This window comes from Bacillus sp. ok061, assembly GCF_900108285.1.
Lineage (GTDB): Bacteria > Bacillota > Bacilli > Bacillales > Bacillaceae_G > Bacillus_A > Bacillus_A thuringiensis_S.
Map to the genome: position 1 here is coordinate 1 of NZ_FNUW01000001.1, position 20,201 is coordinate 20,201.

The following is a 20,201-nucleotide window of genomic DNA, read 5'->3' on the forward strand; positions in this document are numbered from 1 at the left end:
GAACAGGCAGACGCACAGGACTTAAAATCCTGCGGTGGGTGACCACCGTGCGGGTTCGACCCCCGCCCTCGGCACCATATGCGCCCGTAGCTCAATTGGATAGAGCGTTTGACTACGGATCAAGAGGTTAGGGGTTCGACTCCTCTCGGGCGCGCTTTTATTAACGGGAAGTGGCTCAGCTTGGTAGAGCACCTGGTTTGGGACCAGGGGGTCGCAGGTTCAAATCCTGTCTTCCCGATATTCCAAAAAACATGGGGCCTTAGCTCAGCTGGGAGAGCGCCTGCCTTGCACGCAGGAGGTCAGCGGTTCGATCCCGCTAGGCTCCACTTATTTTAATATCATTTATGGCGGTGTAGCTCAGCTGGCTAGAGCGTACGGTTCATACCCGTGAGGTCGGGGGTTCGATCCCCTCCGCCGCTACCATAAAGGACCTTTAGCTCAGCTGGTTAGAGCAGACGGCTCATAACCGTCCGGTCGTAGGTTCGAGTCCTACAAGGTCCACCACTAAAGGTTTATATCTCGGAGGTATACCCAAGTTCGGCTGAAGGGATCGGTCTTGAAAACCGACAGGCGGCGAGAGTCGCGCGGGGGTTCGAATCCCTCTACCTCCTCCATTTTTCTTAAATTACATATTATATCATCGCGGGGTGGAGCAGTACGGTAGCTCGTCGGGCTCATAACCCGAAGGTCGCAGGTTCAAATCCTGTCCCCGCAACCAAATGGTCCCGTGGTGTAGTGGTTAACATGCCTGCCTGTCACGCAGGAGATCGCCGGTTCGACCCCGGTCGGGACCGCCATTTTAATAAGGCTCGGTAGCTCAGTCGGTAGAGCAGAGGACTGAAAATCCTCGTGTCGGCGGTTCGATTCCGTCCCGAGCCACCATTTTGAAGTCGCAAGCCGGCTTAGCTCAATTGGTAGAGCAACTGACTTGTAATCAGTAGGTTGGGGGTTCAAGTCCTCTAGCCGGCACCACTTTCAAAATGAGCCATTAGCTCAGTTGGTAGAGCATCTGACTTTTAATCAGAGGGTCGAAGGTTCGAATCCTTCATGGCTCACCATTTTCAATTTAATGCGGGTGTAGTTTAGTGGTAAAACAAGAGCCTTCCAAGCTCTGGTCGAGAGTTCGATTCTCTTCACCCGCTTTTCAATTATGGGCCTATAGCTCAGCTGGTTAGAGCGCACGCCTGATAAGCGTGAGGTCGATGGTTCGAGTCCATTTAGGCCCACCATAATTATTCCGCAGTAGCTCAGTGGTAGAGCTATCGGCTGTTAACCGATCGGTCGTAGGTTCGAGTCCTACCTGCGGAGCCATATTATAGAGAAGTACCCAAGTGGCTCAAGGGGCTCCCCTGCTAAGGGAGTAGATCGCGAACGCGGTGCGAGGGTTCGAATCCCTTCTTCTCTGCCAGAACTGGCCCGTTGGTCAAGTGGTTAAGACACCGCCCTTTCACGGCGGTAACACGGGTTCGAATCCCGTACGGGTCATACTAAAAGAGATAGCATAGTCTGCTATCTCTTTTTTGTTGTGTATAGATATAGAAGAAGCTATGACAGATTATAAATAATAAGTTTAAAATAGGATTACCTTTTCTCATACATAAGAAAAGGTAATCCTATTTTTTGAATATGTTTTAACTGTCTATTGAATGTTCATCTTGTTTAATAACAGCATGACTATATGCGGAGTGAAGAGTTTTGTAACCTAAAAGTGCAATAGTTAAGGCGAGGCCTCCTGCTATAATAGCCACACTAAATCCTGCATGGGCTCCAAAGTTATCAATAACTAAACCAGCTATTGCTGACCCTAGGGAGACTCCAATACCAAGTCCTGTAATTGCCCAAGTCATTCCTTCGGTTATTTTTGATTCAGGTACGATTTTTTCCACAAGCCCCATAGTAATAATCATAGTAGGAGCGACAGATAGCCCTGCAAAGAAAACAATAACTACCAGCCAAGCAATAGTGTTTACAAAAACTAGTGGCAGCATTGTTATCATGGAAAGTGTGACTGCTATTAAAAACTGATTATAGGGTGGAGTATTGAGTTTAAGCGTACCAAAAATTAGACCTGCAAGGCATGAGCCGATTGCATAGACAGAAAGCACAAAGCTAGCAGCTACTGTGTTTCCTTGCTGTTCAGCAAAAGCTACACTAACGACATCTATTGTGCCAAATATAGTACCTATGGCGATGAGTGTGAATACTAGTACTCGCAAAGAACCAATTTTAAATACTGTTCCTTTATTTGTAATATCGTGAGGATGTACAGGAGGTTCTGTGCTTTTTTGTAGGGTGAATAGACATACCCCGATTGTAAGAAAAACAGATGACAAAAGTGGCCCTGCTTCTGGGAAGAACATAACACTTAAACTGACAGATAATACAGGACCAATTATGAAGCAAATTTCGTCGACGACCGATTCAAAGGAAAATGCTGTGTGCAATTTATGTGATCCACGGTATAGTTTAGTCCAACGTGCACGTACCATGGCTGACATGTTTGGCATACAACCTGCACATAAGGCGGATAGAAATAGCGTCCAATAAGGAGCTTCATATTTCGTACATAGAAGTAAGAGGATCGTAAAGAAAACACTGATACCTGTAGTCGGAAGAAGTATGCGAGATTGCCCTAATTGATCGGCCATCCGAGAAATATGAGGAGCTAGTAAAGCTGATGATAATGTAAAGGTAGCTGCAACAGCTCCAGCAAGCCAATAGTCACCACTTACTTGAGATAACATGGTAACAATACCAATGCCCATCATTGATATAGGCATCCGAGCTATAAATCCCGCTAATGAGAATCCTTTTGTACCAGGAGCACTGAAAATCTCACGGTAGGAATTAAACATGATCATCACCAAAGTATTTGACGTTTACATATACATTCTTCATTCTTTTAACTCCTCCTCTGGTTCATTAATACCTTCTATAAAAAGGGACTATAGGTAAGAAGTTATATTATCTTGTAAGCTAGAAATAATTGACATACGCACCGTATGCCAATATCATATTAACATACGGTGCGTATGTCAATTGAAATGTTTTATCTCTGGATAGAGAGATGACGTTTAGAGGAGTTATTCTTTTACATAGAGAACGATACTAATAATGCAATTCATTTTGAATAAATAGAATGAATAGAAGTAGGAGGAAAAGATGATTAAAAAAACAAGAGCAGAGATGATCATTGAAACACGTGCTAAATTGCTGAGTGCAGCAAGAGAGGCTTTTGGTACAGTGGGATATGTAAATACGTCTATGGATGATTTTACGGCATCTGTCGGTTTAACACGTGGTGCAATTTATCATCATTTTGGTGATAAAAAAGGATTGTTAGAAGCAGTTGTAAAAGAAATTGATATGGAAATGGATAATAAATTAGGGAAAGTATCAGATGAAGCGGAAGGAAAATGGGAAGGGTTTGTTGGGCGTTGTCGTGCATATTTAACGATGGCACTTAATCCAGAAATTCAGCGAATCGTACTTCGAGATGCACCAGCAGTATTAGGAACTAGTTATTATCAATCATCACAGTCACAATGTTTAGTAACGATGGCCGAGATGCTTCAGCAATTAATGAAGGACTGTATTATTGAAAAGACGGACTGTGAAGCTTTAGCAAGATTTATAAATGGCGGACTAGTGGACCTTGCTTGTTGGATTGCGAATTCTGAAGATGCAGAGGCACAGTTGTCTAAAACTTTGCATAGCCTATCACTTATATTGAATGGTTTATTATTAGAAAAGAATGCGTAATTTTAACGGATATTTTTTAATATATAGTAATGATTAAAAGGGAGGTGATAAAGTATAGGCTAATTCATTTATTTCACCGTATTCTATATAAGCTAATTGACGTCCATCTTGTAAGGGAATGATGTGATCAGTCAGTTTTAATCTTATAATGTGATTACATTTTTTGTGAATATTAGGATTTTGATTATAGAAAGTGAATTTAGTTACAGTGAGTAATTGAATCATACATTTTTATTCACAATCTAAAGAAAACACCTAATTTGGTATGGATTCCACACCCACCCCATCAACTTTACACTCTATGTGAAAAAGTTCACAAATAGGTCATAATTTGTGAAGTAATTCACAATGATACGTGCTACAATATGAATGTAAAGAAGTTAAACAACATTAAATTAGTATTTTAATTAATTACTTAAACAATCATAAAAAAATATATGTGAACAATAGAGAGGGGAAATTACCATGAAAAAAGGTATCAATCGTGTAGTATTAGTAGGAACAGGAGCTGTAGGTTGTAGTTACGCTTACTCAATGATCAACCAAGGTGTAGCTGAAGAATTCGTATTAGTAGATGTTAATGAAGCAAAAGCAGAAGGGGAAGCGATGGACTTAAGCCATGCGGTACCATTCTCTCCATCACCAACAAAAGTTTGGAGCGGTAGCTATGCAGATTGTAAAGATGCAGATTTAGTAGTCATCACTGCTGGGTTACCACAAAAGCCAGGTGAAACTCGTTTAGACTTAGTTGAGAAAAATACAAAGATCTTTAAACAAATCGTTCGCGGCATTATGGATAGCGGATTCGATGGAATCTTCTTAATCGCAACTAACCCAGTTGATATTTTAACTTACGTAACTTGGAAAGAATCTGGTTTACCGAAAGAGCGCGTAATCGGTTCTGGTACTACTTTAGACTCTGCTCGTTTCCGTTACATGTTAGGTGACTACTTAGATGTAGATCCACGTAACGTTCATGCTTACATCGTTGGTGAGCACGGTGACACTGAACTTCCAGTATGGAGCCACGCTACTATCGGTGTACAAAAACTAGAAACAATCTTAGCTAACAACGAACAGTACAAACAAGAAGACTTAGATAAAATCTTCGAAAATGTACGTGATGCAGCTTACCATATCATCGAACGTAAAGGTGCAACTTACTACGGAATCGGTATGTCACTACTTCGTGTAACTAAAGCGATCTTAAACAACGAGAACAGCGTATTAACTGTATCTGCATACCTTGAAGGTCAATATGGTGAGAAAGATGCTTACGTAGGTGTTCCAGCTGTTATTAACCGCGAAGGTGTACGTGAAATCGTAGAACTTGAGCTAAATGAAGAAGAAAAAGCGAAATTCGCTCATTCTGTAAAAGTATTAAAAGAAACTATGGCACCAGTACTATAATTAATTGCTAAATAATCCGGAAGTGGGGACCTGCTTCTTACTTCTGGATTTATATATAATTCAATATAAATTCCTTTTCCGGTTTCCCTTGTATATCCCCAATATACCCCTTTTGCTGGATAAGGGTCGTTTATAGAAAAAAGCACTCTACTTTACGTAGAGTGCTCTTTATTATTATTTTTTAGGCGTTAACCCCAATTTCTTTAAAATATCTGCCAGTGTACCGCTTTTTGATTTTTCTACAGGTGTTTGTGATTTAGATGCATCTGGCCCTTTTTTCAAGAAGTTCTTTTCAACGAAGCAAATATCTTTTTCGTCGACAATCCCATCTTTATTAAGATCTCCGTCTTTTACAGTTAGTCCTTTTTTACCATAGTTGCTAGTGATAATTTCAGCATCTTTAATATCGATTACTTTATCACCATTTACATCGCCGGCAAGGTTTTCGTCAGGTCTTGCATAATAATATTGGCCAAGCAGATTACCGTCTTTTTCAGTACCAAGTTTCGTTGTTAGGCGGCTTGAAATGAGTTACTTGATGTTTCTGAATCACTGAAATAGGCAAATACACCGCTGAATGTAAGGGATAAACCAAGTGAAGCAGTGACAACTCCAATTCCTACTTTTTGTTTTAATGACATAAGAAAGCCCCCCTAGTTAAATTTTTATAGCGACCGTTCGCAACAAGGATAAATAATTAAACATAGTAGTCCGCTGTGAATTATAGTTACGAAAAATCGAAGTGCTTTATTGAGAACATGTATATGCTTATGAATTTTGCATTTCAATAAAATTGTGACAAAAAATGTTGAGAAACATTTTTTTATGACAGATTATTTTGTTTTGATTTTGATTGGAAAATAGCATGAAAAATAGGATAAACCTAATAAAATAAAGATTGAGAAAAAATAATAGACAGAAAAACAGAAGAATAATAAAGCGTTTTCAATGAATATTCGTCAAAATTCGATATTTTACACGGAAATGTGAGGAAAAACTAACGTTTTTAAGAAAAAAACGAATATTTTTTATAAATTAACAAGGATATTGCAGTTTTTCGCAGAAATAGTTAAAGTATAAAAAATTCTGTCATCTAAGTGAGGTGAGCATATTGAGTGTAATAAATTGTGAAGAAGTGAAACGAGATGAGTTTCATACAGAAAAGTACTATGAAAGTTATAACATCTTTGGCGCACATGTTGTGACGGAAGATGAGATTCAAGGGGTACGATTTACAGTGTGGGCTCCTCATGCGAAAGCAATGAGTGTTGTTGGAGATTTTAATGAGTGGGATTATGAGCAACATAAGATGCTACAAGTGACAGAAGAAGGCATTTGGTCCTTATTTATACCGCATATTGAAGAAGGAGAAATATATAAATATGCGATTAAAACGTTGACTGGTGACGTCATTTTAAAGGCAGATCCGTATGCTGTATATGCAGAAGTAAGACCGAATACGGCATCTGTAGTTTTTGATATAAAAGGATATGAATGGAATGATAAAAACTGGAATCGTAAGAAAAAGAAAAAATCGATTTATAAAGAAGCGATGACAGTTTATGAATTACATTTTGGTTCTTGGAAAAAGAAAGAAGATGGAACGCTGTACTCTTACAGGGAAATGGTTGAAGAGCTCATCCCGTATGTGGTGGAACATCAATTTACACATATTGAAATTATGCCGCTTGTTGAGCATCCATATGATCGTTCTTGGGGATATCAAGGAACGGGATATTATGCAGCGACGAGTAGATTTGGTACACCGCATGATTTAATGCATTTTGTCGATGAATGTCATAAATATGGAATCGGTGTCATTTTAGATTGGGTGCCGGGGCATTTTTGTAAAGATGCTCACGGTTTATATTTGTTTGATGGCACACCGACCTATGAATATAAAGATAAAGATGTACAAGAAAATCCAGTATGGGGAACTGTCAATTTTGATTTAGGAAAGAGAGAGGTACGTAATTTCTTAATTTCAAATGCGTTATTTTGGATGAGATATTTCCATATTGATGGTTTCAGAGTAGATGCAGTTGCGAACATGTTGTACTGGAATAAAGAAGGACAAGAGCAAAGTAATGAGCATGCTGTTTCATTTTTAAGAGAGTTAAATGAAGCAGTGTTTGCAGAGGATGAAGATTTTCTTATGACGGCAGAAGATTCAACAGCTTGGCCACTTGTAACAACTCCGACGTATGAAGGTGGGCTTGGATTCAATTACAAATGGAACATGGGCTGGATGAATGATGTGCTGAAATATATGGAGTGTGCGCCTGAATATAGGAAACACATTCATGAGAAAATGACGTTTTCTTTACTATATGCGTACTCTGAAAACTTCATATTACCGCTTTCTCATGATGAAGTCGTTCATGGGAAAAAGTCGTTATTAAATAAAATGCCAGGTGATTACTGGGATAAGTTTGCTCAGCTTCGTTTATTATATGGATATTTCTTTACTCACCCAGGAAAGAAGTTACTTTTCATGGGAGGAGAATTCGGACAGTTTGATGAGTGGAAAGATCTTGAAGATTTAGATTGGAATTTACATGATTTTGAAATGCATCGTTATATGCATGATTACTTTAATGAGCTCATAGCATTGTATAAGCGCTCAAAACCACTTTGGCAGCTTGACCATTCACCTGAAGGTTTTCAGTGGATTGATGCTAATAATAATGAGCAAAGTATTTTCTCTTTTATCCGCCAAGGGGATAAACAAGAAGATGCGTTAGTTGTCGTATGTAATTTTACGAAAGCTACATATGAAAACTATAAAGTAGGTGTACCAGATTTCGAGTATTATAACGAGATTTTAAACAGTGATGCACAGCAATATGGCGGTTCGGGGCAAGTGAATAAGAAACGTCTTAAGACGTTTCTAGAACCGTACCATAATCAAGCAGCACATGTAGAGATTACAATTCCACCATTTGGCGTATCCATATTACGACCAGTGAAGACGAGAAAGGGGAGCAAAAAACAAGATGGCTCAAAAACAAAAGTGCGTAGCGATGTTACTAGCAGGGGGAAAAGGTAGTCGTTTAAGTGCATTAACAAAAAATTTAGCCAAGCCAGCTGTTCCATTTGGTGGTAAATATCGCATTATTGATTTTACGCTAAGTAACTGTGCGAATTCTGGTATTGAAACGGTTGGGATTTTAACACAATATCAACCACTTGAACTTCATAATTATATCGGAATTGGAAATGCGTGGGATTTAGACCGAGTAAACGGTGGAGTCACAGTATTACCTCCTTATGCAGAGTCTTCAGGGGTGAAGTGGTATACAGGTACGGCAAGTGCCATTTATCAAAATTTAAACTATTTAAGTCAGTATGAACCGGAGTATGTTCTTATTTTATCAGGCGACCATATTTATAAAATGGATTACAGTAAGATGCTAGATTACCATATTGAGAAAGAATCGGACGTATCCATTTCTGTTATTGAAGTACCTTGGGATGAAGCGAGTCGCTTTGGCATTATGAATACAAATGAAGAGATGGAGATTGTTGAGTTTGAGGAGAAACCACAATTTCCAAGAAGTAATCTTGCATCAATGGGAATTTATATTTTTAACTGGGCAATCTTGAAAGAGTATTTAGAGATGGATGCAAGAAATCCTGAATCTAGTAATGATTTCGGAAAAGATGTACTTCCGCTTTTATTAGATGAAGGGAAGAAGCTAATGGCGTATCCATTTGAAGGATATTGGAAAGATGTTGGAACGGTGAAAAGCTTATGGGAAGCGAATATGGATTTACTTCGCGATGAAACATCGCTGAATTTAAACGATCGTAATTGGCGTATTTATTCTGTGAATCCAAATGAGCCACCTCAATATATTGCAGAAAAGGCAAAAGTAGAAGAATCGCTTATTAACGAAGGATGCGTCATTGAAGGGGACGTGAAGCATTCTGTGTTATTCCAAGGGGTGACGGTGGAAGAAGGTAGTATGGTTATTGATTCTGTCGTTATGCCAGGAGCAAAGATTGGTAAAAATGTTGTGATTGAAAGAGCGATTGTTGGATCAGAAATGGTTATCGAAGATGGCACAATCATTCGTCCAGAAAAGAATGTTGACGATGTAGTATTAATTGCTGAAGGGAAATAGAAAAGGGGGATGAAATGAATGGGAGAAAAAATGTTAGGAATTATTAATGCAACGGGAAGTTTTCCTTCCTTAAAGAAAGTAACAGGGCATCGTTCACTAGCGGCGTTACCGTTTGGGGGCCGTTATCGACTCATTGATTTCATGCTTTCAAATATGGTAAATTCTAGTATTCATAGTGTGGCAGTTTTTACAAGCCATAAAAACCGTTCGCTAATGGACCATGTTGGTTCAGGAAAACAGTGGGATTTAGATAGAAAAAGAGACGGACTATTTTTATTCCCGCCAAATTGCCAATGTGACCAAGATGAGTTTGGATCTTTTGCACACTTTAGAAGACATATTGATTATTTTCTAAGAAGCAGAGAAGAGTACGTTGTTATTACGAATAGCCATCTCGTAACAGCATTAAATTTTCAGGCGGTGTTAGAGCGACATATACATACGGCAGCTGATATTACGGAAGTTTGCCATGAAGGGGTTTCGCTTCAAACATACGTGTTGAAGAAACAATTATTGTTAGATTTATTTGAGTCATATAAAGATGTGGAGCAATATAGCTTATTCGATGTAGTGAGAGAAAAGCGCGGAAAATCATTGCATATTGCTACGTATGAGCATACAGGATATGTAGCTATTATTGATTCGATTGAAAGTTACTATAAACATAGCTTAGAAATTTTGCAACCTGCTATTTGGAAGCAATTATTTAAGAAAGAAGCACCAATTTTTACGAAAGTAAAAGATGAGCCACCAACTCGTTATTTAAAGGGTGCAGTCGTGAAAAATACAATGATTGCAAATGGCAGTATTATTGAAGGGGAAGTAGAAAACAGTGTTGTTTCCCGTTCAGTTAAAATTGGAAAAGGTTCAATTATTCGTAACAGTATTATTATGCAAAAGAGCCAAATTGGAGATAACTGTATAATAGATGGTGTTATTATTGATAAAGACGTGAAAATTGGCGACGGTGTCGTATTAAAAGGAAACACCGATGAGCCGTATGTTGTAGAAAAAGGAAGCGTACAAAACAGTACGATTAATAGTTATTCCTAAAGAATCAGTGGGGTTTTTTCCCCACTGATTAAAGTTTTAATTTAAATGAAAACTCGAAGGGAGGAAGCTGCAAGAGGAGTAATAAAAACTTTTCGCGCAGTGGGACAACAAGTGAATATTTTATTTGCAGTATCAGAATGTGTACCGTTTGTGAAATCGGGAGGATTAGCTGATGTAGCGGGTGCGCTCCCAAAAGAGCTGAAAAAATTAGGAGTGGACGTTCGTATTATACTTCCGAATTATAGTCTCATTCCGCAAAAGTTAAGAGATGGATGTACGTTACATAAAGTAATTAACGTCCCGCTTGGGTGGAGAAATCAATATTGTGGAATTTTAAAAGGTGAGCAAGACGGAATTACGTATTACTTAATAGATAATGAATATTATTTTAAGAGAGATTCTCTGTATGGTCATTATGATGATGGGGAGCGTTTTTCTTATTTCTCAAAAGCAGTGTTAGAGTGTATTCCGCATCTTGATTTTGAAGTGGATGTTCTTCATAGCCACGATTGGCATACAGCTATGGTGAATTTCTTACTACGTGAAAAGTATCAAGATAACTCATTATATGAGCGTATTAAAACGGTATATACGATTCACAACTTGCAGTTCCAAGGAGTATTTCCTCCTGAAGTGATGTACGACTTGTTAGAGCTTGGTGATGAATATTTTCATAGTGAGCAGCTAGAGTTTTATGGAAACATAAACTTTATGAAAGGCGGTATTATCGCTTCGGATCAAATTACAGCGGTGAGCCCGACGTATAAAGAAGAAATTCAATATGAATTTTTCGGTGAGAAGTTAGATGGATTACTGCGAAAATATAATGATAAGCTTAGCGGCATTGTAAATGGTATTGATACGAGCGTATATAATCCAGAAACCGATTCGTATATTAAGGCTCAGTATGATGCAGAGTCATTATATGAAAAGAGTGAAAATAAACGCGCTTTGCAGCGTTATTTTGGTTTGCCAGAAAAAGAGGATACACCAATTATTTCAATGGTAACGAGATTAACGAAGCAAAAAGGTCTTGATTTAGTACGCACTGTATTCCGCGAAATAATGGAAGAAGATGTACAATGTATTATTTTAGGTTCAGGTGATTCGGAATATGAGCAATTCTTTGAGTGGATGGCATATGAGTATCCGGAGAAGGTAAAAGTTTATATCGGATTTAATGAAGAATTAGCGCACCAAGTGTATGCGGGAAGCGATTTGTTTTTAATGCCATCGCTGTTTGAACCTTGTGGACTTGGACAACTTATCGCATTAGCGTATGGTACGATTCCAATTGTAAGAGAAACAGGTGGATTAAACGATACAGTACATTCTTATGATGAAGAAACAGGCGAAGGAAATGGTTTCAGTTTCACGAACTTTAATGCACATGACATGCTGCATACGGTTCACCGTGCAATTGAATTTTATCACGATAAACCAGTGTGGGAGCAGCTTGTAAAACAAGCGATGACTGAAGATTATAGCTGGGAGCAATCGGCTCTTGCTTATAAGGAATTGTATAAAAGTCTCATGGAATAACATGTAGGTGGTGAAAAAATGTTTACTCATGTTGAAAGTTTTAAATCAACTTTTCTAGAAAAGTTAGAGACGATGTATGGGAAAAGTTTCAAAGATTCTACAACTCGTGATCAATATAATACGCTCGGCCATATGGTACGTGAGTATATGAATAGTCAATGGATTGCAACGAACGAGAGTTATCGATCCGGAGAGCAAAAGCAAATGTATTACTTGTCTATTGAGTTTTTGCTTGGACGTTTGCTTGGAAGTAACATCTTGAATTTAGGTATTAGAGATGTATGCGAGCAGGGGTTATCTAAACTAGGGATTTCGTTACAAGAGTTAGAAGAAGTGGAAGCAGATGCAGGTCTTGGTAATGGTGGACTTGGACGCTTAGCAGCCTGTTTTCTTGATTCACTTGCATCTTTAAACTTACCAGGACACGGCTGTGGAATTCGTTATAAACATGGTTTGTTTGATCAGAAAATTGTCGATGGTTATCAAGTTGAATTTCCAGAACAGTGGCTTCTTCATGAAAACGTATGGGAAGTAAGAAGGCATGATCAAGCTGTAGAAGTAAGTTATTTTGGCAGTGTTGAACCGCTAGAAATTGACGGGCGTTTAGAGTTTAGGCATACAAATGCAGAAGTCATTATGGCGGTGCCATATGATGTGCCGGTAGTAGGCTATGAGACGAGTACTGTAAATACACTTAGACTTTGGAATGCTGAACCAGTTCCTTTCCCGCAAAACTGCAAAGATATTTTGAAATATAAGCGCGAAACAGAGGCTGTATCGGAGTTTTTATATCCAGATGATACGCATGATGAGGGGAAAATACTTCGTTTAAAACAACAGTATTTCCTAGTATCAGCAAGTTTACAAAATATCGTTCGAATGCATAGAGAAAGATATGGTGACCTTCGTCAACTACATGAAAAAATCGCGATTCACATTAACGATACACATCCGGTTTTAGCAATTCCAGAACTGATGCGTATTTTACTAGACGAAGAAAAGTTAACATGGGAAGAAGCTTGGCACATAACGACGCAGACGATTTCTTATACGAATCATACGACGTTATCAGAAGCGCTCGAAAAGTGGCCAATTCACATTTTTAAACCGTTATTACCGAGAATTTATATGATTATTGAAGAGATTAATGAACGTTTCTGTCATGAACTTTGGGAACGTTATCCTTATGAATGGCATCGCATTGAAGACATGGCAATTATTGCGCATGATCTTGTGAAAATGGCTCATTTAGCAATTGTCGGTAGCCATAGCGTAAACGGTGTAGCAAAAATTCATACGGAAATATTAAAACAGCGGGAAATGCGATTGTTTTATGAATTTTATCCAGATAAGTTTAATAATAAGACGAATGGAATTGCTCATAGGCGCTGGCTTATGAAAGCAAATCCACAGCTAACAAATCTCATTTCAGAGGCGATTGGAACAGAGTGGAAGAAAGAACCGATTAAGCTTCAATCGTTGCAAACAGTTCAATATGATGCTAGTTTCCAAGAGAAATTTGCAGAAGTAAAACAAGAGCGTAAAGAGATTTTAGCGGAGCGCATTCATAATACAATGGGGATTACGATTGATCCAAATTCTATTTTTGATGTGCAAGTGAAAAGACTACATGCTTACAAACGACAATTATTAAATGTTCTTCATATTTTATATTTGTATAACCGTTTGAAAGAGGATGCTAGTTTTACATTTTATCCGCGTACTTTTATTTTTGGAGCGAAAGCATCACCTGGCTATTATTACGCGAAAAAAATTATTAAATTAATAAATGAACTCGCAAGAAAAGTAAATAATGACCCGTACGTCAGTCAATATATGAAAGTTATCTTTCTAGAAAACTACAGAGTTTCTTTAGCGGAAGATATATTCCCGGCAGCGGATGTAAGTGAACAAATTTCAACGGCGAGTAAAGAAGCATCGGGAACAGGTAATATGAAATTTATGATGAATGGTGCAATTACACTCGGAACGCTAGACGGAGCTAACATTGAAATAAAAGACCGGGTCGGTGATGATAACTGTTTCATTTTCGGCTTAACAGCGGAAGAGGTTCTTCATTACTATCAAAATGGTGGATATCGTGCAAGTGATTATTATCACCACAATAGGCACATTAAAAAAGTAGTTGATCAATTAACAAATGGTTTCTTTGCACAATCGGGAGCTGAATTTGAAGCGATTTACGATTCTCTTGTTATTCAAAATGATGAATACTTCGTTCTGCGAGATTTTGGCCCATATGCTGAAAGACAAGAAGCTGTCGGTAGAGCTTATGAGAACCGAACAAAGTGGCTAGAAATGTCGATTTTAAATATTGCACAGTCTGGTCATTTTGCGAGTGATCGAACGATTTTGCAGTACAGCAATGAAATTTGGGGTATTGGTAATGCTGTTAAACAGTTTTAAAGAGGTTGCTACGTTGGGGGATATATTATCGATTTACCAACAAAAATGGATATTAATAAATAAAACGAGCTTACTTTTCTTAAGCTCGTTTTATTTATTTTGCTTAAGAAAGAAATGGAATAGTGGTATATATTATACCTGCCCCATCATACTCTCCTGTCGCAAAGTATGAAAATGTAAAGAAACCTGTGACCGTAAAAATTACAATAAGAAAAAGTGTGAAGATAAATTTTAACATGTAAGGTCCCCTCATCCAAAAATAACTTCATAGAGTATTATAGTATACGAATATTTTATTTCCAATTGTTTACTGGTTAAAAATGAGAAGTCAGACATGTTTTGTATGTTGTAATGGAATGATTATTTGTAATGGATTTTGTGTTTTTTGTAAATGTCATATTGTGATGGACGTGTGCATACTCCCAATCATGATCATTAAAATTTATGTTTCGGGGAGGGAGAAGTGGAACGACATCGAACAAGTTGACGAAACGAAAACTACTAGCTACTTGTAGTTTATAATAATTTCGAAAAGCGATATCTCCTACTTTTGGAGAAGCAAATGTATAAAGTCCATATTGTGCGAAGGCAGTATTTATACGCGCATCTAATATGTGTAATGTGGCAAGCGCACCACCTAGACTATGCCCAGTAGCTAGCAGTTTTTTATGTGCTGGCAATGATACGAGCATATCCATAATAGAATCACGGCAAGACTCATAAATAGAGAGAAAGCCGTGATGGACATTTCCTCCATTTAAAGCATAAGGATAAGGTTTTTGATTGACGAGAGAGTCAATAATCCAATCTGGGTCTGTTTGAGTGCCCCTAAAGGCAACGATAATTGTATCCTCAGATTCTAATATAAACCCGAACCATTCTGTTGTTTGAATGGCCTTTCCTTGAAAACCTTGTACATATTGAAAACCAGCTGGTATTTCGAAAATACCATTTTGTTTATATTGTTCATACGTTAACTCACAACAAGAAGCTAACAGTATGGCAGTGTCTTTATCAAAGGATAAAGGAGTACGCATTAAGGAAGCCCTCCTTAAGAAAAGGTATAGTTTAATATATGCAGTGAGGAACTTGATTCATTCTTTTGGAAAAAAGGCTTGAACCTACAGTTACGTGAGGGAGTATGATTTTTGTAAACATATTGTTAGGAGGAGTGTAAGATGAGCAAAAAGGAAGGCTGTTCAATTGGTGAGTTTTCAAAGAGAACAGGCACATCAATACGGACACTACAATATTACGATGAAATTGGACTACTTAAACCTGAAAAGAATGTTTGCTCTGGTCACCGTGTGTACAAAGGAAAAGATATATTAGATCTACAGAAAATAGTGAGTCTTAAAGTATTAGGATATAGCTTAGAAGAAATACGCGTTATGCTGAAAATGCCAAGTTTGAATGTAAATTTAAAAGAAACGTTGGAACAACAAAGAAAAGCCTTTGAAGAAAAGAGAAGACACATTGAAGTTTCGATAAAGGCGCTTGAACGAACAATGGTATGTCTTGAGGAAGATGAAGAGTTGGATAGTGACATATTAATGAGTCTAATTAACAGCATTCAAAAAGAAAACGAACAACGTTTATGGCTTGAAGGATATGTATCAAAAGAATTGGCTGATGGATTATATAATAAGCCGGAAGAAGAGGGCATAGCACTTGATAAAGAGTTTGTGCGTTTAGCAAAAGAAGTGAAAAGGTTATTTGGAAGACAAATTGAGGATTCAGAAGTGCAAAAATTGGTTGATGAACATATGAAGGCGACTCTTAAGTATGTTGGTGAAGAGACAATGTATTCTTTAGGTAAATTAGAGAATGTAGAAGAACAATATAATAATATGATACCATCTCCTTACACGGAAGAAGAAGAGGCATGGCTTAATGAAGCGATGGAGTATTATATGATTCGAAATGGTATGTATAGCCCTCCGAAGTAAAAATAAAATGCCATATTCATAAACTTTAGAGAAATGCCTCCGATGTTTTTTTTGCATTGGAGGCATTTTTTTACTCTTTTCCATCTAAAAGGAAATCAAGTTCACCTAATATACTACCTTCAACAGTACTTTATAATGCTGGGCTTGTAAGAGGTTTGAAAAAATAGCCTGTATATATTTGAACGATGATTACCTATTTTCTTGTGTTTGTTCGCACTATATACCGAAAATTTCGGGAAACGAAACATATTATTTATCTGTTTGTTTTTGCTTTTTTTTCAAATACTCCGCACGCAATTGTTCAAGTTGCTGCTTTTTATCAAATTTGGCAGGCTTCTGTTTTTCATGAAACTTTGCCACAGCTACCTGACTTTTGGAATCTAATTGATATTTTCCCACTTTTTTCACCTACTTTTCTTGTGTTTAAAGAGAATCTATTCAACAAATATAATATACCTTATTTTACTGAAGTAAACCTTATTACTTTATTTTAACTGCTTTTTCTCGTTTGTAGACGTAAATTAAAACACCCTTTCACTGCATTACTGCAAGCAAGGGTGTTTTAATTGTAGTATTTTATTAGTCGATGGCCATGCCAACATAAGGGCCCTTTTTACTCTTTCCCATCCAATAAACGACCGATTCCACCTAATACACTACCTTCACCAGTACTTTGCGCTGCTGGGCTTGTAAGGCGTGCTGCTAATCGGCTAAGTGTTAAGGACTGAATCCAAACTGTTCCAGGACCTTCTAATGTTGCGAAGAATAAACCCTCACCGCCAAATAGAGCTGTTTTTACTTTTCCAACGAATTCGATATCATAGTTAATATCCTTTGTCATGGCAACGAGACAACCTGTATCAATGCGAAGTTTCTCACCAGGTTTTAATTCACGTTTATATACAGTTCCGCCTGCGTGCATGAAAGCGAGGCCATCACCTTCAAGTTTCTGCATGATGAAACCTTCACCACCGAAGAAACCAGTTCCTATTTTTTTTGTAAATTCAATTCCAATAGAAACACCTTTTGCGGCACAAAGAAAGGCATCTTTTTGACAAACGATTTTCCCTTGGTATTCTGTTAAATCTACAGGAATAATTTTACCAGGATAAGGAGCAGCAAATGAGACGTGGCGTTTGCCGTGCCCTGTATTTGTAAATACAGTCATAAACATGCTTTCACCTGTAACGAGACGTTTACCTGCTCCCATTAATTTTCCGAATAGACCGTTAGATGGGCCAGAACCATCACCGAAGATTGTCTCCATTTCGATGTAGTCTTCCATCATCATCATTGCGCCCGCTTCTGCGACAACGCTTTCCTTTGGATCTAATTCAATTTCAACAAATTGCATATCATCGCCATATAACTTATATTCGATTTCATGTGCTTGCATTTTTTCACCTCATAAATATGTAGTAATTATATTGTACAGAAGTTAAAAGAATTAGAACACTATAGTTTTGTTAATTTTCGAATAAAAATAGAATGAAAATTTAAGGTTATACTAGGATTATAAAAAATGATGGAATGAAAGTGTTCTCATTTGACGTTTTCGATATAGCATGATATAGTGAAAGCACTATTGAGCTACATAATGTGGTACGGAAATAAAGCACGTTGTATTAAAGGCTGTAAGCTTGTTATACATTCATGTCCTTTATATCCACCTTTTCATGTGGATTCATAGTTTCATTTTTATTTAGGAGGTACATGACATGCAAACAGGTAAAGTTAAATGGTTTAACGGCGAAAAAGGTTTTGGCTTCATCGAAGTTGAAGGCGGAGAAGACGTATTCGTACATTTCTCAGCTATCCAAGGCGACGGCTTCAAAACTTTAGAAGAAGGTCAAGAAGTTTCTTTCGAAATCGTTGAAGGAAACCGCGGACCACAAGCAGCTAACGTTACAAAAAACTAATTAGCTAGCGATAAAAAGCATTCCGATTTTCGGAATGCTTTTTTTATTCTTTGGAACTAGATTCATTTGAAGATAACTCGCCTTTGAAAGTGCGCTCTTCAAAGTCATCAAGCATTTGTTCATACTCTTCATGTTCTTCTGTGGCGAAAACTTGCGGATTTTTGCCATACATGTCTGTTCCTATAAAATTTTCAAAATCCTCTACATACCCAACATTTTCCTCGCTATTTACGTACATGCCATTATAGTTTTTGGAATCCTGTCTTTCTAAATCGGACGGTGTTTCTGATGTCCCGTAATTTGCGACATCTTGCCATGCATCTTCAGCATCGTATTCTACAGAATGATCTTCGTCGTGCTTGTGAAAAGAAGGAGCCAACACCTCTTCTTCAACTGGTCGCGTGTTCATATTTAATTTATTTGTAGTGTGCTGAATACACGTTGTAGCGGTTGGCATTGCCTCTAATCTTTCAAACGGAATTTCTTCACCAGATACTTCACAAATGCCGTACGTACCAGCTTCAATTTTTTGCAGAGCATGTTTTGTATCATCTAGTTGTTTATGCCAAAATTCGATGAGTCCGAAATCTTTTTCTCGTTCGTATAATTCTGTAGCCATATCACCTGGATGGTTGTCATAGCTAGACAGTTCTCCTACTGAATCGCGTTCAGAAGCACGATCTGTATTTTCATGAGTTTGTATCGTTTGCTCTAGTTCTTGTTTTTGTTTTTCTAAAATGGATTTAAATTGGCCTATTTGTTGTGGAGTTAACATAGTCGTCCACCTTCCTACAATTCAGTTTCTTTACATAGTATGAGCGTTGAGAGTAGGAATTATGAGATGAATTTCAGATATGAAAAAGGAGCCGCATAAGCAGCTCCTTTTATAGAAAATATCCAAGTAATAATCCGATTCCCATTAGGAAACCGAAGATTGTATTTGTTTTTGCTGTTGCAATCATCGCAGGTACCATTTCCATTGGAATGCTTTTGCCGATAAAGCCTTTCGTCGCTTTAAATGCTTTCGGTGCACTTAAAAATACGATAAGCATCCATGGTGATACGATGCCCACGATAATTAAAGCAATTGTCCAAATGTAGGAAACGATGAACATCGAAGCAAGTACACCAACAGCTCTTTCACGTCCCACGAGAATTGCTAACGTTTTACGACCGTTTTCTTTATCGCCATCCAAGTCACGAATATTATTAGCTAGTAAAATGGCACCAATTAAAATGGAGCTTGGAATAGATAGTAAAATGACTTCTGATGTTACAGTGCCAGTTTGAATAAAGAATGAAATCCCAATAATAATGACACCCATAAATAATCCGGCTGTCAACTCTCCAAATGGTGTATATGCAATTGGAAGTGGCCCACCTGTATAAAGATAAGCAACGGCCATACAAACAAGACCGATTGCAGCGAGCCACCAGCTAGAATTCATACAAATATAAACACCTAATAGTATTGCGATCCCGAAAAATCCAAATGCTAAGTTAAGCACCGTTTTTGGTTGAATGCCATCGCGAACGATAGCGCCGCCGATACCAACTGAACCTTCGTGATCGAGTCCTCTTTTATAATCAAAGTATTCATTAAACATGTTTGTTGCTGCTTGAATGAGAAGACAAGCAAGAAGCATCATAAGGAAAAGAGGAAGATGTATTTGATTTATACCTCCGACTTGCATCGCATAGGCTGTTCCGATGAAAACAGGAACGAAAGCTGCTGTTAATGTATGAGGACGTAGTAAACTCCACCAAATGCGCCAGCCTGTTTGCTTACTTGGCTTTGGCGCCGTAGGAGAGGAATTCGTTTCGACGTTCATTTCCATGTTGAATCCTCCTTTGGTCACATATTGTACACAACTAAGTGTAGAAAAAGCATCATTTAGTGTCAACGTTTATTTTCTAGGAAGAGAAGGTGAATTTCTCAGAAATGCTAAACGTTGACAGGCCTTTCGTTTGAGGTGTATCTTAAAATCAAGCGTAATTATGACTATTTTTCG

Annotated in this window: 16 protein-coding genes, 16 tRNA genes and 2 pseudogenes; 25 read left to right on the forward strand and 9 right to left on the reverse strand. The window is 37.9% G+C overall.

Features of this window, described 5'->3' with window-relative positions; genetic code table 11:
* Window positions 1-80 precede the first annotated feature (80 nt).
* From C4S65_RS00005 to C4S65_RS00080, 16 genes are all read left to right on the forward strand, one after another.
* Window positions 81-154: transfer RNA gene (locus tag C4S65_RS00005), tRNA-Arg, on the forward strand.
* 10 nt (window positions 155-164) lie between these two features.
* Window positions 165-238, forward strand: a tRNA-Pro gene (locus C4S65_RS00010).
* Between the two features lie 15 nt (window positions 239-253).
* Window positions 254-326: transfer RNA gene (locus C4S65_RS00015), tRNA-Ala, on the forward strand.
* A gap of 20 nt (window positions 327-346) precedes the next feature.
* Window positions 347-423 (forward strand) — tRNA-Met (locus C4S65_RS00020).
* A 4-nt stretch (window positions 424-427) separates the two neighbouring features.
* A tRNA-Ile gene (locus C4S65_RS00025) sits at window positions 428-504 on the forward strand.
* Window positions 505-521: 17 nt separating this feature from the next.
* Window positions 522-614 (forward strand) — tRNA-Ser (locus tag C4S65_RS00030).
* Window positions 615-641: 27 nt separating this feature from the next.
* Window positions 642-718 (forward strand) — tRNA-Met (locus C4S65_RS00035).
* Between the two features lie 3 nt (window positions 719-721).
* Window positions 722-797 (forward strand) — tRNA-Asp (locus tag C4S65_RS00040).
* Window positions 798-806: 9 nt separating this feature from the next.
* A tRNA-Phe gene (locus tag C4S65_RS00045) sits at window positions 807-882 on the forward strand.
* Window positions 883-896: 14 nt separating this feature from the next.
* Window positions 897-972 (forward strand) — tRNA-Thr (locus C4S65_RS00050).
* 10 nt (window positions 973-982) lie between these two features.
* Window positions 983-1,058: transfer RNA gene (locus C4S65_RS00055), tRNA-Lys, on the forward strand.
* 13 nt (window positions 1,059-1,071) lie between these two features.
* Window positions 1,072-1,142, forward strand: a tRNA-Gly gene (locus tag C4S65_RS00060).
* A gap of 10 nt (window positions 1,143-1,152) precedes the next feature.
* Window positions 1,153-1,229 (forward strand) — tRNA-Ile (locus C4S65_RS00065).
* 7 nt (window positions 1,230-1,236) lie between these two features.
* Window positions 1,237-1,311, forward strand: a tRNA-Asn gene (locus C4S65_RS00070).
* Between the two features lie 6 nt (window positions 1,312-1,317).
* Window positions 1,318-1,408, forward strand: a tRNA-Ser gene (locus C4S65_RS00075).
* A gap of 5 nt (window positions 1,409-1,413) precedes the next feature.
* Window positions 1,414-1,485: transfer RNA gene (locus C4S65_RS00080), tRNA-Glu, on the forward strand.
* A gap of 146 nt (window positions 1,486-1,631) precedes the next feature.
* Here the strand turns inward: C4S65_RS00080 and C4S65_RS00085 are convergent.
* Window positions 1,632-2,855 (reverse strand): MFS transporter, encoded by a 1,224-nt coding sequence (locus C4S65_RS00085; protein WP_000483447.1) that lies wholly within the window; start codon window positions 2,853-2,855, stop codon window positions 1,632-1,634.
* Between the two features lie 307 nt (window positions 2,856-3,162).
* Here C4S65_RS00085 and C4S65_RS00090 point away from each other — a divergent pair, with 307 nt between their 5' ends.
* Together C4S65_RS00090 and C4S65_RS00095 are read left to right on the forward strand one after the other, a co-directional pair.
* A complete protein-coding gene (locus tag C4S65_RS00090) occupies window positions 3,163-3,762 on the forward strand; it encodes a TetR/AcrR family transcriptional regulator (protein ID WP_000592775.1) in 600 nt (199 codons plus the stop codon).
* Between the two features lie 465 nt (window positions 3,763-4,227).
* Window positions 4,228-5,172, forward strand: coding sequence for an L-lactate dehydrogenase (locus C4S65_RS00095; RefSeq protein WP_000715339.1), 945 nt, complete (start codon window positions 4,228-4,230; stop codon window positions 5,170-5,172).
* A 174-nt stretch (window positions 5,173-5,346) separates the two neighbouring features.
* Here C4S65_RS00095 and C4S65_RS00105 read toward each other — a convergent pair.
* A pseudogene (locus C4S65_RS00105) lies at window positions 5,347-5,700 on the reverse strand (dockerin type I domain-containing protein); the annotation flags it as partial.
* Window positions 5,691-5,813 (reverse strand): annotated as a pseudogene (locus C4S65_RS00110) (TasA family protein); the annotation flags it as partial. The pseudogenes C4S65_RS00110 and C4S65_RS00105, both read right to left, overlap by 10 nt.
* A 470-nt stretch (window positions 5,814-6,283) precedes the next feature.
* On the opposite strand from C4S65_RS00110, the gene glgB reads away from it, so the two are divergent.
* The 5 genes from glgB to glgP all read left to right on the forward strand — a co-directional run bounded on the left by glgB (window position 6,284) and on the right by glgP (window position 14,321).
* Window positions 6,284-8,221, forward strand: coding sequence for a 1,4-alpha-glucan branching protein GlgB (gene glgB, locus C4S65_RS00115; RefSeq protein WP_000111406.1), 1,938 nt, complete (start codon window positions 6,284-6,286; stop codon window positions 8,219-8,221).
* Window positions 8,169-9,299, forward strand: coding sequence for a glucose-1-phosphate adenylyltransferase (gene glgC / locus C4S65_RS00120; RefSeq protein WP_000057602.1), 1,131 nt, complete (start codon window positions 8,169-8,171; stop codon window positions 9,297-9,299). Before glgB ends, glgC begins: the two co-directional genes overlap by 53 nt.
* Before the next feature lie 18 nt (window positions 9,300-9,317).
* Entirely contained in the window at window positions 9,318-10,352 is a 1,035-nt protein-coding gene (gene glgD, locus C4S65_RS00125) for a glucose-1-phosphate adenylyltransferase subunit GlgD (RefSeq protein WP_000504165.1), read from the forward strand.
* A 111-nt stretch (window positions 10,353-10,463) separates the two neighbouring features.
* Window positions 10,464-11,894 (forward strand): glycogen synthase GlgA, encoded by a 1,431-nt coding sequence (gene glgA, locus C4S65_RS00130; protein WP_042973442.1) that lies wholly within the window; start codon window positions 10,464-10,466, stop codon window positions 11,892-11,894.
* A gap of 18 nt (window positions 11,895-11,912) precedes the next feature.
* Window positions 11,913-14,321 (forward strand): glycogen phosphorylase, encoded by a 2,409-nt coding sequence (glgP, locus tag C4S65_RS00135; RefSeq protein WP_086405763.1) that lies wholly within the window; start codon window positions 11,913-11,915, stop codon window positions 14,319-14,321.
* A 103-nt stretch (window positions 14,322-14,424) separates the two neighbouring features.
* On the opposite strand, the gene C4S65_RS35005 is transcribed toward glgP, so the two are convergent.
* Both C4S65_RS35005 and C4S65_RS00145 read right to left on the reverse strand, forming a co-directional pair.
* Complete coding sequence (locus tag C4S65_RS35005) at window positions 14,425-14,559, reverse strand: hypothetical protein (RefSeq protein WP_000911076.1); 135 nt, start codon at window positions 14,557-14,559, stop codon at window positions 14,425-14,427.
* A gap of 76 nt (window positions 14,560-14,635) precedes the next feature.
* Window positions 14,636-15,358 (reverse strand): lipase family protein, encoded by a 723-nt coding sequence (locus C4S65_RS00145; protein ID WP_061667093.1) that lies wholly within the window; start codon window positions 15,356-15,358, stop codon window positions 14,636-14,638.
* 141 nt (window positions 15,359-15,499) lie between these two features.
* Between C4S65_RS00145 and C4S65_RS00150 the strand changes: the two genes are divergently transcribed.
* Window positions 15,500-16,270: a MerR family transcriptional regulator gene (locus C4S65_RS00150; RefSeq protein WP_061667094.1), complete on the forward strand. Its 771-nt coding sequence runs from the start codon at window positions 15,500-15,502 to the stop codon at window positions 16,268-16,270.
* A 249-nt stretch (window positions 16,271-16,519) separates the two neighbouring features.
* On the opposite strand, the gene C4S65_RS34180 is transcribed toward C4S65_RS00150, so the two are convergent.
* Together C4S65_RS34180 and C4S65_RS00160 are read right to left on the reverse strand one after the other, a co-directional pair.
* A complete protein-coding gene (locus C4S65_RS34180; RefSeq protein WP_000521642.1) occupies window positions 16,520-16,669 on the reverse strand; it encodes a hypothetical protein in 150 nt (49 codons plus the stop codon).
* Window positions 16,670-16,883: 214 nt separating this feature from the next.
* Window positions 16,884-17,666: a TIGR00266 family protein gene (locus C4S65_RS00160; RefSeq protein WP_001147843.1), complete on the reverse strand. Its 783-nt coding sequence runs from the start codon at window positions 17,664-17,666 to the stop codon at window positions 16,884-16,886.
* Window positions 17,667-17,988: 322 nt separating this feature from the next.
* On the opposite strand from C4S65_RS00160, the gene cspD reads away from it, so the two are divergent.
* Window positions 17,989-18,189: a cold-shock protein CspD gene (cspD, locus tag C4S65_RS00165; RefSeq protein WP_001193052.1), complete on the forward strand. Its 201-nt coding sequence runs from the start codon at window positions 17,989-17,991 to the stop codon at window positions 18,187-18,189.
* Between the two features lie 43 nt (window positions 18,190-18,232).
* Here cspD and C4S65_RS00170 read toward each other — a convergent pair whose 3' ends face one another.
* Window positions 18,233-18,964: a yteA family sporulation protein gene (locus tag C4S65_RS00170; RefSeq protein WP_000957355.1), complete on the reverse strand. Its 732-nt coding sequence runs from the start codon at window positions 18,962-18,964 to the stop codon at window positions 18,233-18,235.
* A 109-nt stretch (window positions 18,965-19,073) separates the two neighbouring features.
* Window positions 19,074-20,027 (reverse strand): 1,4-dihydroxy-2-naphthoate polyprenyltransferase, encoded by a 954-nt coding sequence (locus tag C4S65_RS00175; RefSeq protein WP_000425752.1) that lies wholly within the window; start codon window positions 20,025-20,027, stop codon window positions 19,074-19,076.
* Between the last annotated feature and the right edge of the window lie 174 nt (window positions 20,028-20,201).